The following is a 13,836-nucleotide window of genomic DNA, read 5'->3' on the forward strand; positions in this document are numbered from 1 at the left end:
CCCGCTCCTGTAGATCAGTTTATTTTCCTAATTTGCTGCGGTTCTCCTGCCATTTTTCCGTTTTATATTTGAGCAGCTCACTGTATCCAACCTGCTGGGCATCCGCTTCAGCCTTATCCAGAATGGCCAGTACCTCAGCCTCATTTTTGGCATTTAGCACAGCCTGCGCTCTGGCTTTTTCGTAAATTTCGCCAACGCTTTGCGAGATGATCCCTTCCTGGGAGTCGCCTGCCGGAGCCAGGTTTACGAATTCGGTTGTATCATATTGCGTTTTCCACGTAATCTCGGACTGCCATTTGGTTTCCCAGCTCTTCTGGTCTTCCGGCAGCGTGGATTCGAATTTCATCTTGGATTTGTCTACATACACCGTGTTGCCGTTCCATTGCAGATTGACTGTAGCGTTCATCAGCTCATCGCGGCCTTTTGTATCCGTTGTGAAAGCCTCAGTGAACAGCGGAGCCCCTTCTTCATCTGTTCCGTCCCAGTACTTGCCTTCAGGTCCCCACATAATAATCCGCTGGCCTTCCGGTCCGGTGAACCAGTCGAGGAAAGCAAAAACAGCTTCCGGGTCTTTGGCCGCGGTGGTAATGACACTCACGTTCCAGCCAAGCTGATTATACGCACCCGGGAAGATCTTGTTCTTATCCAGGCCGGCCTTATGAATCGGCCAGACCATGATGTAGCCGGCTTCCGGGTCCTGCTCCTTCAGCAGCGAGTTGCCGATTGCACCGTATTCAGTTGGACTGGAAGCGGCGTATACCGCAATGTTGCCGGTAATGATCTTCTGCTCCACCTGCTCAAGATTCTGGGTGAATGCATCCTGGCTGATCAGTTTATCCCGGTACAGCTGATTCGCATACACCAGCGAGGAACGGAACGCATCGTCTTTGAATACGGAAGTCATTTCATTGCCGTTTGGAATCGCCATCATACTGAGGGCGCTGTACACATAAGGACGGTTCTCGGCAAAGGCTGACGACAGGACATCAATGCCTTCTGCGCCTTGTCCGACCTCAAACGGAACCACGTCAGGGTACTTCTCCTTGACCAGCTTCAGGTAGGCATACAGATCGTCGGTAGTCTCCAGCGGCGGTGTGCCCAGCTCATTATAGATTTTTTTGTTAACCAGATAACCGGTATTTCCATTCGGCTGAGTGGTGTACCAGTTTGGGAACTGGTATAGCTTGCCGTCGGAGGAGCGCAGCATATCAAGCGTCTCTTCGCCTGCCCATTCCTTCAGATTCGGGTATTTGTCGAGATAATCATCAAACGGTACCAGTGCTCCGGCAGCCCGCAGCTGCTCCACATCCGCTCCGCGTTCCATCCAGATGACATCCGGCAGCTCACCGGAGACGATCATGGTGCTGAGCTTTTGCTTGGCATTGCCTCCAGAGCTGACAGGCAAGACATTCACCTTTTTATTATCCTTAATCCATTTGGAGGAGAGATCCTCACCCCAGTTAGGCATTGTATACCAGTCATAATGGCCATAGAAGGAGAATTCCAGCGGTTGCTCACCAAGCACATATCCCCCGCCTCCGGCAGCATCCGGATTGTTACTTTCTGATGCATTAGCGTTGTTTGCGGAATTGGAAGGATTTGAAGGACTGTTGTTGCCGCCTGTACAGCCAGTTATACCAATCATAAGACTAAGAACAGCCGCCAAAGCGGACACCTTTGTTTTGCCTGAGATCATTGGTTAATTCCCCCTTGAGTTCCTTTATTCTTTTAGTGAACCGACCATAACGCCTTTAACAAAGTACTTTTGCAGGAAAGGATACACACATAGAATCGGAATGGTTGCGACCATCATTGTAGCCATGGACAAGGATTTGGTTGTGACAGCGCGCATTTTATTCATCCGGCTCTGTGCAGCCGCGTCCAGCTGGGCCATCTGTTCAGACATGATGTTAGAGTTGAGGATCTGCTGCAGCTTGGTCTGAATCGGCATTAAATCGACATTGCTGAGGTAGATGCTGGGTGTGAACCAGTCATTCCAGTGATAGACAGCGGTAAACAGCGACAAGGTAGCGAGTACCGGGCCTGATAACGGAAGCACAATACGAATCAGCACTCCCCAGTTGGAACAGCCGTCAATCCGCGCGGATTCCTCCAGCCCTGCCGGTATGCCTTTGAAGAAGGTCCGGAAAATAATCATGTTCCAGACACTGATCAGCCCGGGGATAACCATAACCCAGAAGGAGTTGAACATGCCCAGTTCGCGGATCAGCAGAAAGCTCGGAATCAGTCCGCCGCTGAAATACATCGTGATGATACAGAAAACCATATAAAACTTGCGCCCCATCAGCTCCGATTTGCTCATACCATAAGCAAAAATTGCAGTGGCGGCAATCGAGGCGAAGGTACCGATTACGGTCCGCAATACGGAGATCACGAAGCCGTTAATCAGACGGCTGTCCTGGAATACCACCGAATAATTCTCAAGTGAAAACTGTCTCGGCCAAAAAGTAACTCCGCCGCGCATTGTATCGGTACCGTTGTTAAAGGAAATAACTGTTGCGTTCCAGAAAGGATAAAAGGACAGAAAGGCTAGTATTGCTAGTAAAATGTAGATCACCGTTACGAGTACCCGGTCCCCTCCTGACAGCTTCATCTATATCTGCCCCCTTTCATGCTTCACCATAGGCTGTTTCCGGATTTGCGTGCGGCATAGTTCGCCCCGATCAGGAGGAACACGCCGATCAGCGATTTGAACAGGCCGGCTGCCGTAGCATAAGAGTAACGGTTGTTCTGGATACCGATCCGGTATACATAGGTGTCGAGGACATCGCCCACATCGCGCAGCACGGGATTTGCGCCGAGGAGCAGAATGTCCTCAAAGCCAGCGCTGAGCAGATTGCCGATTGCAAGAATCAGAAAGACGATAATGACCGGCAAAATGGACGGCAGTGTAATGGAAAACATCTGTCTCAGCTTGCCTGCACCATCTATTGAAGCCGCCTCGTGCATATGCGGATCAATTCCGGCAATTGCTGCGAGGTAGACGATGGAGGAAAAGCCGATTTCCTTCCAAACTCCGGTTGTGACGAGGATGGTCCAGAAATATTCCGGCAGTGACAGGAAGTTAACCGGGTCCTTGATCAGATTCAGCTGCTGGAGCAGCATGTTCACACTGCCGTTCTCTGTGGAGAGCATGGACATTACGAAGCCGGAGACAATGACCCAGGACAGAAAATGCGGCAGATAGCTGATGGTCTGCACAGTTCTTTTGAACACTCTGCTGCGGACCTCATTCAGCATCAATGCCAGCAGAATCGGTGCCGGAAAGCCGACCAGCAGCTTAAGTAGACTGATTACAATCGTATTGCGCATGACTGTCCAGAATTCAGGTGCGGCAAAAAACATTTCAAAATGCTTGAGCCCTACCCAGGGACTGCCTGTAAACCCCTTGAACAGGTTGTAATCCTGAAATGCCATCAGTACACCGTACATCGGAATGTAACTGAATACAAGAATAAAGAATAAGGCCGGCAGCACCATCAGCTGAAGATCCCACTGCCGGGCAAAGCGTTTGAAGGCATTTGGCTTCCGGGTCTCCTCTTTTGTCTTAATGTGATAGGCGATCTTCTGCATTTTAACCTCCTTTTCCATATACTTCTTGTTAATCCTAATAACTAATGCTGTTATATTTACTGACTTGATCATAACCCTATTCTGTTTCAGGCACTCCGCCTAATCGCTCAAATACTGATACTATCTTACTGTCGGGTAGGGTTTTCTGTGTGCGGACGTTCCGCGGCTCTGTTCCAATATGCCGTTTAAACAGCCGGTTGAAATTGGATAAGGTGCGGAAACCGCATTCCATGGCGATATCGAGGATTTTACGGTCCGTGGTCTGTAACAGGGTATAGGCGTTCTCCAGGCGCAATTGGATTAAATACAGCAGCGGGGACATGCCGGCTGTGCGGCGGAAGATATCACTGAAGCGTGAAGGGCTTAAATAGACAAGGGCCGCGAGCTCTTCAAGCGTCCAGGGGTAGGCAGGCTGCTCCTCCATGATGCGGGTGACCTGCCAGACTTTTTCGAGCTGGGTGGTAGTTACTGTCGATTTGCCGGGTTGCAAGGAGTCCATGCGGAAGTAGCGGTTCACATAAACAAAAAATTGCAGCAGAAGGGCATACACAACCGAGGTGTAAGACCTGCTTTCTGTCTCATGCTCCTCCTGAATCTGCAGCAGCAGTGCGCGCAGAGAGCCGATCTGCTCGTTCTCCCGGTCCAGCAGATTGCTGAAATGCAAGCCTATATCCTTAAAGGGGGCCAGCACATCCGGATCACAGCGCACCATGCCCATGAACCAGGCAGCATCGAACGTAATGACCTGCATAATCAGATTTCCGGTTTCATAAGCACAGTGCAGATCATTGGAGTTAATCAGCAGAATGTCCCCCTCCCGGAAATCATACCGCTCCCCGTTGATCATGTAATACCCGGTCCCTGATTTAATCATATTGATCTCAAGCGCATCATGGGCGTGCAGTCTTTGATAAGTTGAGGTGACTCCGACGGTATCGCCCAGGATGACGGGATATTGCCGGGAAAATACAACCTTTTCCCTGAGACTGTTCTGAACGCGCGGCTGCATCAGTTGGCCCCTCCTTATTTAAGCTGTGTGAATCCGGTGAAAACATACTGTATCTTGCTGGAATATAGGCAAAATTAACTTATATTTATCCTAGTAGAACCGGATTTAAGTGTCAATAATACTTACATCAATATTCTGATTTACATAGAAAAAGTGCAATTCAGGCTGACAAGCCCGAACTGCACCTTCGGTTCGATTATAGTATTTATGCCAAAAGATTTCGTTAACCTTAAAGCTTAAGCTCGCGCCTTCCGTACACGTAATAAGCCGATGCCGCCAATCCTGCGGCCAGCAGGACAGACAGGAGCAGAATCACGGCGTTTAGCCCGTCCCCCTCCACAATCCGGTTATAGCTGAAATATTTGAAGGGTGACAGTACATTCAGCACAGACAGCTGATCTGCCAGATCTGTTATTTTGGATATGATAAAGGAGGCAACCAATATACCCGCAGCAGCTGCACCCGAAGATTTCGGATTGCTTATTCCGGCTGCAAGCAAAGCGCCAAGCGTGAGAAAGAGCAGCTGTACGATGAACATGCTGATCAGGAACAGGACGATTTCACCCGAAATCTCCGTGCCCTTGTTATACGCAGAAACCATTATGATTGAGGAAATCAAAGTTACAAGATTAAGAACCACAATCTGAACCAGGGCAGCAAGAAGCTTGGCGGTCACTATGGCTGACCGTGAGACCGGCTTGGCAATCAGGAACTCGGCGGTCTTCTCCTTTTCCTCCTTGGCGATGATGCTGCTTCCCAACAGAACAGCGTGTATAGCGGCAGTCAGCTCAATATACAGAAACAGCATGGCATAAAATCCGCTCATGACCGTAACATCCAATGTGCCGATTCCTAGCAATGCCTTTACGGAAGACGGCATCTGGTTAAAGATGTCACTGCCTGCTCCTCCCGAGGAATAGGCGGTGTATTTGCCCATACCGCTGACGACTAGCAATAGCATACATATACTCCAGATGATTAATGCTTTACGGCCCGCCGTAAGCTCTCTGCAGAACATATTCATATACTGTCCTCCTTGGCGTTGAATCCATTATCCGCCCAATTACACTGCATGGACGTCTTTTTTGATATACACCTGGTAACTTACGGATACCGCAGCTGCAACAATAAGCGTGCCGGCAATCAGGTACTTCAGCTCAAAGGCGTTATTCTCGATGATATAGATACTGTCAAAATACTGGAACGGAGAGAGATAGCGTGCTATATCCCCCTCTGATCCCGCAGCAAGCAGGGCACCGGCCATATACAGCCCGAAAACGACGCCCAGCGTAAGAGGCAGCACATTTTTTAGCCTGCTGAAAAACACGGAAGCAGCCAGGCCCACCGCCAGAAAAATAAGCTGAATAAACAGCAAGGGCAGGTTGAGCATGAGGAACAGAGGAAGACTATAATTTGCAGTGGCCACGGCACCGGCTATAATCGCTGTTACTAAGAAGAAAACAAGATCGGTGACCAGGATCACCGTTAAGGCTGCGAGCAGCTTGGCGCTGACAATCCTTGCCCGTGAGACAGGCTTGACGAGGAGGAAATCTGCCGTACGCTCCCGTGCTTCCTTGGAAAGTATAGAAGCTCCAAGGTGCATAGCCTGAACACCTCCGCATAATGCAATATAAGCGAACACCATTGAATAGAAGCCCAGTATTGAGGTTATATACTCCAGATTAATGCCAAGCATGGCTCTTACAGAGGTGGGATAGCCTTCCAGCAGACTGGTGAAATTGGCTGAGTCGCTCACCATGCTGGGATAAAGGGACAGAAACAGCGCGGCGAGTGCGATCATGGCACAGGCCCAGCCTCCGCCTGATTTGCGGAGGGCTTTTAGCTCATGCAGATACATATTCATGCCGCTAATCCTCCTTCACATAATAATGCATGAAGATTTCCTCCAGGTCGGGTTCATCAATGGAGATGTTACGCAGCTCTGTTTCTGATAGCCTCTGCATAATGGTGTTGATGTTCCCTTTGAAAATAAAGGATGCCGCAGTTCCATTAACCTCCAGCCTGCTCACACCGCTGATATCGAAAGCTTCCTTACTGATGGTTGAGACCCCTTCGATATTGATCCGTTTGTAATTGTTCTCGTGCAGGGTGCTCATTTTTTCCAGCTTGATGATTTCCCCTTCTTTGATGAAGGCTACCCGGCTGCACATTTTCTGGACCTCGCTGAGGATGTGTGAGGAGAAGAAGACGGTAGCCCCTTTACGGTTCTCTTCCCTCAACAGATCAAAGAACTTCTGCTGCATCAGCGGGTCAAGCCCGCTTGTAGGCTCATCCAGGATGATCAGCTTCGGTTCATGGAGCAGTCCCTGCACAATGCCCACCTTCTTTTTGTTGCCGAAGGACAGATCGTCGATTCGCTTCTTCAGGTCAAGGTCCATGATCTCCGCCAGCTCCCGGATCCGTTTCGTGCAGTCCTTTTTGTAGAAGCTGGCTGAATATTTGAGCAGGTCGATCACCTTCATATTGTCATAATAAAATACCTCTGACGGCAGATAGCCAAGCTCCTTGCGGATTTCGGGATGCTCCGTGCAGTTCCGGCCAAAAATAGCGGCACTTCCGCTTGTCGGATAGATCAGTCCAAGCAGTGTGCGGATGGCTGTTGATTTTCCGGCACCGTTAGGTCCGATGAATCCGAAGATCTCCCCCTCCTCCACACTAAGGTTAATGTCCTTAATGCCGCGTGACTTGCCGTAATTTTTAGTCAGATGATTCATTTCAATGACACTCATAGTGGCACCCTCCCCAAGGTAGCTAATCAGAGATATTCCTCTTTATACAGATTATTTCTGAGCAGACGGATACACGCTTGAAACTCATTATTAATGACTTCCACGTCTACCGCAGCATGATTCGGCAGCTCATTGATATGCCCTTCCGTATACCTCTGCAGCAGCTTCATGACCAGCTGCGGATCAACGCCCTCCTTGAATTTATGAAGGTCTATTCCGTCATACGCCAGACTGCTTCTAAAGCCTTCTCCTGTTGCCAGAGCGGCTTTGATCTCCTGCTTCACTTCAGGGTCCTGTTCAAAATAGATACTGCTCAAAAAAGACAGGCTTGCCGGATGCTTCTCCATCGCCGATATTTTGATGCTGGCAGTCATGGTGATCCGGTCAAAAAAGTCCGTGACACTGTGGTCGAAGTTCTCCCGGATTTGGTTCATAATCAGACTGGTGCAGTAACCGATCAGATAAAGATACAATCCCTTTTTGGTGCCAAAATAATGAAATACCATCGCTTTGGAAATGCCGGCCGAGCCAGCAATGTCACTGACCGATGTTTTCTTGTAACCGTTCTGGCTGAAGGATGCCAATGCTCCATTGATAATCTTGCTCTGCTTCTCCTCCGGCAGGCCTGTGAACTTTTCCAAATCGTCACCTCTATCCTTTAGCGTCAACCGAATCGGTTTATGCCACCAGTATATTCCTGTAAACCGAATCGGTCAATAATAAAAAACACCTTCAAGAGAGAAGGTGCTTGCTCTGCGGCAAGGCCTCTTCACCTGAAGGTGTCTTGTGATAAGCTGATTATTATTCCTGGTTCATTGTGCTGATGTCAATTACGAACCGGTAGCGGACATCAGAAGCAAGCACACGCTCCCAGGCTTCATCAATCTGGCTGGCGGAAATAACCTCAATCTCGGAGGCAATGTTGTGTTCTGCACAGAAATCGAGCATTTCCTGTGTCTCACGGATGCCGCCGATCATAGATCCGGCGAACGAGCGGCGGTGGCCAATCAGCGAGAATGCGTTAACCGCCAACGGATCTGCAGGCGCACCGACATTGACAAGAGTTCCGTCCAGCGCAAGCAGTGAAAGGAAGGCATCAATATTAATCTGTGCACTTACAGTATTGATGATCAGGTCGAACGATCCGGCGAGCTGCTTGAAGGTCTCCTGATCGCTGGTAGCGTAATAGTGATCCGCTCCCAGCTGCAGGCCGTCCTCTTTTTTCTTCAAGGATTGTGAGAGTACGGTAACCTCAGCACCCATAGCGTGGGCGATCTTCACTGCCATATGTCCAAGCCCGCCCAGTCCTACTACGGCTACTTTTTTGCCAGGGCCGGCTTCCCAGTGGTGCAGCGGGGAGTAGGTGGTAATTCCGGCACACAGCAGCGGTGCTGCAGCATCCAGCGGAATGTTGTCCGGAATGCGGACTACAAAACTTTCTGTAACGACGATATGCGTGGAATATCCGCCTTGGGTATAGTGACCATAACGGTCAGTAGCTCCATAAGTGCCAGTATTTCCGTGCAGGCAATATTGCTCTTCCCCTTTATGGCAGCTGCTGCATTCTCCGCAGGAGTCAACCATACAGCCTACACCTACACGGTCGCCAACTGCATATTTGGTTACTTCTGCTCCAATCTGGCTGACAATCCCGGCAATTTCATGCCCTGGTACGAGCGGATATGTGACCGGTCCCCACTCTCCGCGGGCGGTGTGGATGTCAGAGTGGCAGATGCCTGCATATTTGATTTCAATAAGCACATCATGCGGCTGAAGCTCGCGGCGCTCGATCGTTGTCAGCTTGAACGGGCCTTCTGGATTGAATGTGGCGCGTGCATTAACTAGAATCATAAGTGTGAACCTCCTGAAATGTTAAGTTGTGATCCTTGGCTATAACCGTTTATAAAAAGCTTCCGGCATATCCGGCCTTTACAAAACCTATGTTATTACTTAGAGTTAACTCTAAGTCAAGAAGTAATTTGAACATAGGAGACAGAACATGAAAACCTATACCATTAACGAAGCAGCGAAGCATTTCAATCTGACCCCGCATACCCTGCGGTATTATGATAAAGAAGGTCTTATGCCCCATTTAGAGCGCACTACCGGCGGCAAACGGATTTTTAAAGATTCCGATCTCGAGGCGCTGAAGATCATTGAATGCCTGAAGGCTTCCGGAATGCCGATCAAGGAAATCAAACATTTCATAGAGTGGTGTTCAGAAGGTGATGCAACGCTGCAGCTAAGATATGATATGTTCCTGGAACGAAAGGCATCCGTAGAAGCACAGATGGAAGAATTGAAGAAAACCATGGAAGTCATTGAGCATAAGTGCCACTATTATGAGACAGCCCTTGAGTGCGGCACAGAGGATATTCACAAAAAGAAAAAACTACAATAACTCAATATACCCCTCTGTTCCATGTACACGAATCATCTGCCCGTCTTTAATCCGCTTAGTAGCCTGATCTACACCGACAACGGCAGGCAAGCCGTATTCACGGGCAATAACAGCTCCATGAGTCATCAGTCCTCCGACTTCGGTAACAAGGCCCTTAATGGATACAAATAAGGGTGTCCAGCTGGGGTCCGTGAACAGCGTGACCAGAATATCCCCCTCTTCGAGATCCGCATGCTCCATATTGAAGATGATGCGTGCCCGGCCCTCAATGACTCCGGAGGAAACCGGGAGGCCGACAAGGGCATCGGCCGGAAGATCATCGCGCTTATAGTCACCGTTAATCCGTTCGCCGTCAGAGGTAATGACCCGCGGCGGAGTAAGCTTTTCATACAGTCTGTAGTCTTCCCTTCGTTTCTCAATCATCCCGTAATCCAGCCGGCGTGTGCAGACCGCTTCGCGCAGTTCTTCAAACGTAAGATAGTAGATATCCTCGGTTTGCTTGATTATGCCAGCTTCAACGAGCTGTCCGGCTTCCCGAAGCAGGGCCTGCTTATAGATAAAGTAGCGGCTAATCATTCCGTATTTCGGATACTCCCGGTAACCGATGAAGCCCCGGAGCAGGCGGATGACCCGTTTCGTTTCTGCGGCTTTCTGTACGCCATCAGGAAGCTGCTCAAGGCGCTCCAGGAGCTCCCGCTCCTTAATTACGGCTTCCTGCCGGCCCTGTTCGAATTTCTGCCTGCTTGCGCCCCGGCTGAAATGCTTGATATGATTCAGAATCATCGGCACAAGGATTAGCGGGTTTTCGCTCCAACGGGTTCTGGTCAGATCAATTTCTCCGCTGCAGCGCATTCCGTACTGCTCCAGATAGGAATGGATAGCATCGCCGGCTTCCTGGCCCCCTTCTATTTTCATTAGCTCATCCAAAAAGTCGTCCTGTGCGACATGCTCTAAATACCGGATAACTTCATGATGTGGCCGGATAACATCTGCAACATCAAGCAGCGCCAGACCCATTTCAGAAGTGACGTTGTCCGCTACCGATTGAGAAAGCACATCGGCAGCATTTTTATCACCTAACCATTCGTTCATCCGGTCATTGATCCAGGAGGAAGCATCCATAGCAGTCATAATGACGGCCGAGCTCTGCGGATCAAAGAGCAGCTTCTTCAATTCCTGCATATCCTCGATAATAAAATCAAACAGAGCTGGTCCGGTTTGCGTCCGGATACGCAGCTTTAGTTCTTCAACGGATGCCTGATTACGCTTGATTAAGGCAGGTACAATTGCCGGGTCGAATTCGATCCGTGCGTTGAACACTCCGGGATCGGCATTTTCATTGTTTTTCAGTGAATAGGGAACTTTCGTGTTCTCTAGTGAAGGCTGGATGAAATCTCCGCGCTCTACAAGGGACATAAGGGCATTTTTAATCAGCGGATCGGATTTGCCGAGGGCGTTAACGACAGCTGTTCCGGTGTCCGGTGATGCCAGAAGGGGTGTCACATCGACAAACAGTCTTCCGCCGGCGGTACGCATAGGTGCAGGTGTTGTCAGCAGGTAAAAGGACAAGCCGAGCGGCTTCATGGCATCCGTCATCATCTGCTGGTGGCCAACGGACAAGTAGACACGGTTCACCTGGTCTCCCGCTTCAGGGGCCGGAAATAAGGTAGTGATTGGCCGGCTCTGGACAATATAAAAGACGCCGTCAGCCAGACACCATTCTATGTCCTGAGGGTAGCCGAACCGGGCTTCAATCCGCCTTCCGAGAGAGGACAAAGCTATAATCTGGAGATCGCTAAGCGTCTGGGTGGTCTGCTGTTCCGGGTCAAGCTCGCATGTAAACGTCCCGCCATCCTGGCGGCCATACATAGCCAGCTGTTTAGCGGTTATTTGTTTATTGATGATTACCCCGTCCCGGACTTTGTAGCTGTCGGGAGATACCAGGCCGGAAACCAGTGCTTCGCCCAGGCCAAAGCCGGCATCGACGGATACCACCTTCCGGCTGCCGGTAACCGGATCTGCAGTGAACATGATTCCGGAAGCCTGCGGCGTAACCATCCGCTGGATGATAACGGACAAAAGCACCTGAGTATGGTCAAAGCCATTTTGTATCCGGTAGATTACTGCACGGTCTGTAAAGAGCGAAGCCCAGCATTTGCTGATGTGCTCCAAAATGGATTTCGTCCCGCGTATATTTAGATAAGTGTCCTGCTGTCCGGCAAAGGAGGCATGCGGCAGATCTTCAGCGGTTGCACTGGAGCGGACCGCATAGGCATGCTCCTCTCCCAGCACGGAGAGATATTGAGTGACAGCCGAGGCAATGTCCGCAGGCATTTTCACAGCCAGAATGTGCTGGCGGATTTTCCCGCTGATCTCAGCGATCTGTTGCCGGTCTTCGGCTGTTAGTGTCTTCAACTGTTCCAGCAGACTCTGGTAAGTCAGGTTATGCGCAACAGCCTGCCGGAAGCCGTCGGTGGTCACACAGAAGCCATCGGGCACCAGTATCCCTTCAGCTCTGGATAATCTGGCCAGATTCAATGCTTTTCCGCCAACGAGACTAAGCTGCGTATCATCCATTTCCGCAAAGCCGAGAACCAAAAAAGGCATTCCATATCTCCCCTAACATTTGATTTGAGAAAAAAATATTTGACAAGAGCATTTCTGCGTGATAAATTAAAATATAAGATGAGATTTTTATGACCAATTTTTTATGAATAAATAAAGGTAGGCTGATTATATCACCGCTCCTGTACATATGCAATAAGAAAGAACCTGGCCTTTTGGTCAGGTTCTTTTATTTTCCTTCTATAAGTTTTGAGCTTCATATATTATTGATAATAAAGCATTAGACTGCCGCCGTTGTTGAATTATCGTTTCCTGTTAATTGAATAAGCACTCTTTCTTTAATACACAGTATCTTCGTACTGCGCAACAGTACTATGACTCGCGATAAAAACAAATCAAGCTTTTATGTAAATTGGTTAAATAACATATTTATACACGCTATTAGCTCAATCTAATTTTTCTATGACAAATTTCCTATTTCTATTCATTTATATTGTAAATCTAGTTAAAATATGAAATGATATTTACATATCATGGTTATATTAATTTTTATTGGATGTGAAACATGAAGTTGGCAAAATCTTTAACTTCAATACTTTTAACACTGGTACTTGTTTTTTCTTCATTTGACCTAATAGCTGCAGCAGAATCCGATGAACAAACTGGCACACACTTTGAATTGTTGAATCCTGATCTAGATAGTTTAAGTCCAGAAGGCGATCTCCTATTTCCACAAAGCTTCAATACAACTGAAATCAAATCTTGTGGTGCGAGTACATGGGGCTCTCTTGGACTCACAAATTTCATTTCACAAATGTCGATTACAAACACCTTATCTTGGGCATTAGTGCTTTCACCCACTGGAATAGCTGCTTTTGGGCCAACTGTTACAGTTAAAGCAGTTAATGGTTCTGTAACCTCTGCTGCCGGACTTACAAGTTTTATAAATGGCCCAAATATTTACCCACCTCACACACAGCCATCCACCTATCAATTCACGGAAGTATAACGACTTACCCTAGCAGCTTTGGGGGTACTGCGCACCTTCAATCAGGTGACACCGTAGGTATCAATTTTAGCATTGATAGCCCACGTGCTGGCGGGTTAGTGTCGGTTTCATGCTTAGTACCGTAAAACACTTTAATTGGCACTCTATAAATCACTTCTATTCGGCAAGGAGGCTATAACTTGAACACAGAAGAAAACAGAGAGGAATATTCTTCTCATTTCATAAGAGATGAAAATCAAAGAACGCACAAAAAAGATATACGCTGGTTTAAAGAAATGATCAATTTTGATACTTTGCGTGAGGCAGAACAATGGGTTTATAATGGTGATGCTTTCAATAAAATTAGGACTGAATTTGAGGGTTACATTACTGGAGACCCTAAACTTGCTTTTGCACTGCTTTACAATCTAACAAGAGAAAATACCCTTAATCAACGCTTTAACGGTATATTTGCTGATGAAGAGTACAAAGATGGACATACACTATATATGATTTGGGTTAATTAATA

Annotated in this window: 13 protein-coding genes; 3 read left to right on the forward strand and 10 right to left on the reverse strand. The window is 48.4% G+C overall.

Translation table 11 applies throughout. The annotated features are described in order from the left end of the window. Positions 1-19: 19 nt before the first annotated feature. The 9 genes from M2108_RS01875 to M2108_RS01915 form a co-directional block, all read right to left on the reverse strand. Positions 20-1,696: an extracellular solute-binding protein gene (locus tag M2108_RS01875; RefSeq protein WP_277467598.1), complete on the reverse strand. Its 1,677-nt coding sequence runs from the start codon at positions 1,694-1,696 to the stop codon at positions 20-22. Positions 1,697-1,720: 24 nt separating this feature from the next. Continuing rightward, positions 1,721-2,614 (reverse strand): carbohydrate ABC transporter permease, encoded by an 894-nt coding sequence (locus tag M2108_RS01880; RefSeq protein WP_277467597.1) that lies wholly within the window; start codon positions 2,612-2,614, stop codon positions 1,721-1,723. 23 nt (positions 2,615-2,637) lie between these two features. Beyond that, positions 2,638-3,501, reverse strand: a complete 864-nt coding sequence (locus tag M2108_RS01885; RefSeq protein ID WP_481856845.1) for an ABC transporter permease — start codon at positions 3,499-3,501, stop codon at positions 2,638-2,640. A gap of 169 nt (positions 3,502-3,670) precedes the next feature. After that, positions 3,671-4,603 carry an AraC family transcriptional regulator gene (locus tag M2108_RS01890; protein ID WP_277467594.1) on the reverse strand — a complete coding sequence of 311 codons (933 nt, stop codon included), beginning with the start codon at positions 4,601-4,603 and terminating at the stop codon, positions 3,671-3,673. Positions 4,604-4,832: 229 nt separating this feature from the next. Continuing rightward, a complete protein-coding gene (locus tag M2108_RS01895) occupies positions 4,833-5,627 on the reverse strand; it encodes an ABC transporter permease subunit (RefSeq protein ID WP_277467592.1) in 795 nt (264 codons plus the stop codon). 39 nt (positions 5,628-5,666) lie between these two features. Further along, complete coding sequence (locus M2108_RS01900) at positions 5,667-6,467, reverse strand: ABC transporter permease subunit (protein WP_277467591.1); 801 nt, start codon at positions 6,465-6,467, stop codon at positions 5,667-5,669. Positions 6,468-6,471: 4 nt separating this feature from the next. Then, the gene (locus tag M2108_RS01905) at positions 6,472-7,353 is read right to left on the reverse strand and encodes an ABC transporter ATP-binding protein (RefSeq protein ID WP_277467590.1); all 882 of its coding nucleotides are present in this window, start codon (positions 7,351-7,353) and stop codon (positions 6,472-6,474) included. A gap of 26 nt (positions 7,354-7,379) precedes the next feature. Next, positions 7,380-7,994, reverse strand: coding sequence for a TetR/AcrR family transcriptional regulator (locus M2108_RS01910; protein ID WP_277467589.1), 615 nt, complete (start codon positions 7,992-7,994; stop codon positions 7,380-7,382). Between the two features lie 160 nt (positions 7,995-8,154). Continuing rightward, a complete protein-coding gene (locus tag M2108_RS01915; protein WP_277467588.1) occupies positions 8,155-9,204 on the reverse strand; it encodes an NAD(P)-dependent alcohol dehydrogenase in 1,050 nt (349 codons plus the stop codon). A gap of 148 nt (positions 9,205-9,352) precedes the next feature. Here M2108_RS01915 and M2108_RS01920 point away from each other — a divergent pair, with 148 nt between their 5' ends. Then, positions 9,353-9,754 (forward strand): MerR family transcriptional regulator, encoded by a 402-nt coding sequence (locus tag M2108_RS01920; protein WP_277467586.1) that lies wholly within the window; start codon positions 9,353-9,355, stop codon positions 9,752-9,754. Here the strand turns inward: M2108_RS01920 and ppsA are convergent. Beyond that, on the reverse strand, positions 9,746-12,361 hold the full coding sequence (gene ppsA / locus M2108_RS01925; protein ID WP_277467584.1) for a phosphoenolpyruvate synthase: 2,616 nt from the start codon (positions 12,359-12,361) through the stop codon (positions 9,746-9,748). The genes M2108_RS01920 and ppsA overlap by 9 nt on opposite strands. Positions 12,362-12,884: 523 nt before the next feature. On the opposite strand from ppsA, the gene M2108_RS01930 reads away from it, so the two are divergent. Together M2108_RS01930 and M2108_RS01935 are read left to right on the forward strand one after the other, a co-directional pair. Beyond that, entirely contained in the window at positions 12,885-13,328 is a 444-nt protein-coding gene (locus tag M2108_RS01930; RefSeq protein WP_277467583.1) for a hypothetical protein, read from the forward strand. 179 nt (positions 13,329-13,507) lie between these two features. Beyond that, on the forward strand, positions 13,508-13,834 hold the full coding sequence (locus tag M2108_RS01935) for a hypothetical protein (protein WP_277467582.1): 327 nt from the start codon (positions 13,508-13,510) through the stop codon (positions 13,832-13,834). The last annotated feature ends 2 nt before the right edge of the window (positions 13,835-13,836 follow it).

Origin of the sequence: Paenibacillus sp. PastM-3 (assembly GCF_029893965.1) — a bacterium.
Lineage (GTDB): Bacteria > Bacillota > Bacilli > Paenibacillales > Paenibacillaceae > Paenibacillus_AQ.

Bases quoted from the DNA above. Each gene is read 5' to 3' on its own strand.
- M2108_RS01890 (WP_277467594.1), bottom strand. From the start codon at position 4,603: ATGCAGCCGCGCGTTCAGAACAGTCTCAGGGAAAAGGTTGTATTTTCC.
- M2108_RS01915 (WP_277467588.1), bottom strand. From the start codon at position 9,204: ATGATTCTAGTTAATGCACGCGCCACATTCAATCCAGAAGGCCCGTTC.
- M2108_RS01880 (WP_277467597.1), bottom strand. From the start codon at position 2,614: ATGAAGCTGTCAGGAGGGGACCGGGTACTCGTAACGGTGATCTACATT.
- M2108_RS01900 (WP_277467591.1), bottom strand. From the start codon at position 6,467: ATGAATATGTATCTGCATGAGCTAAAAGCCCTCCGCAAATCAGGCGGA.
- M2108_RS01930 (WP_277467583.1), top strand. From the start codon at position 12,885: ATGAAGTTGGCAAAATCTTTAACTTCAATACTTTTAACACTGGTACTT.
- ppsA (WP_277467584.1), bottom strand. From the start codon at position 12,361: ATGCCTTTTTTGGTTCTCGGCTTTGCGGAAATGGATGATACGCAGCTT.
- M2108_RS01895 (WP_277467592.1), bottom strand. From the start codon at position 5,627: ATGAATATGTTCTGCAGAGAGCTTACGGCGGGCCGTAAAGCATTAATC.
- M2108_RS01875 (WP_277467598.1), bottom strand. From the start codon at position 1,696: ATGATCTCAGGCAAAACAAAGGTGTCCGCTTTGGCGGCTGTTCTTAGT.
- M2108_RS01920 (WP_277467586.1), top strand. From the start codon at position 9,353: ATGAAAACCTATACCATTAACGAAGCAGCGAAGCATTTCAATCTGACC.
- M2108_RS01905 (WP_277467590.1), bottom strand. From the start codon at position 7,353: ATGAGTGTCATTGAAATGAATCATCTGACTAAAAATTACGGCAAGTCA.
- M2108_RS01885 (WP_481856845.1), bottom strand. From the start codon at position 3,501: ATGGTGCTGCCGGCCTTATTCTTTATTCTTGTATTCAGTTACATTCCG.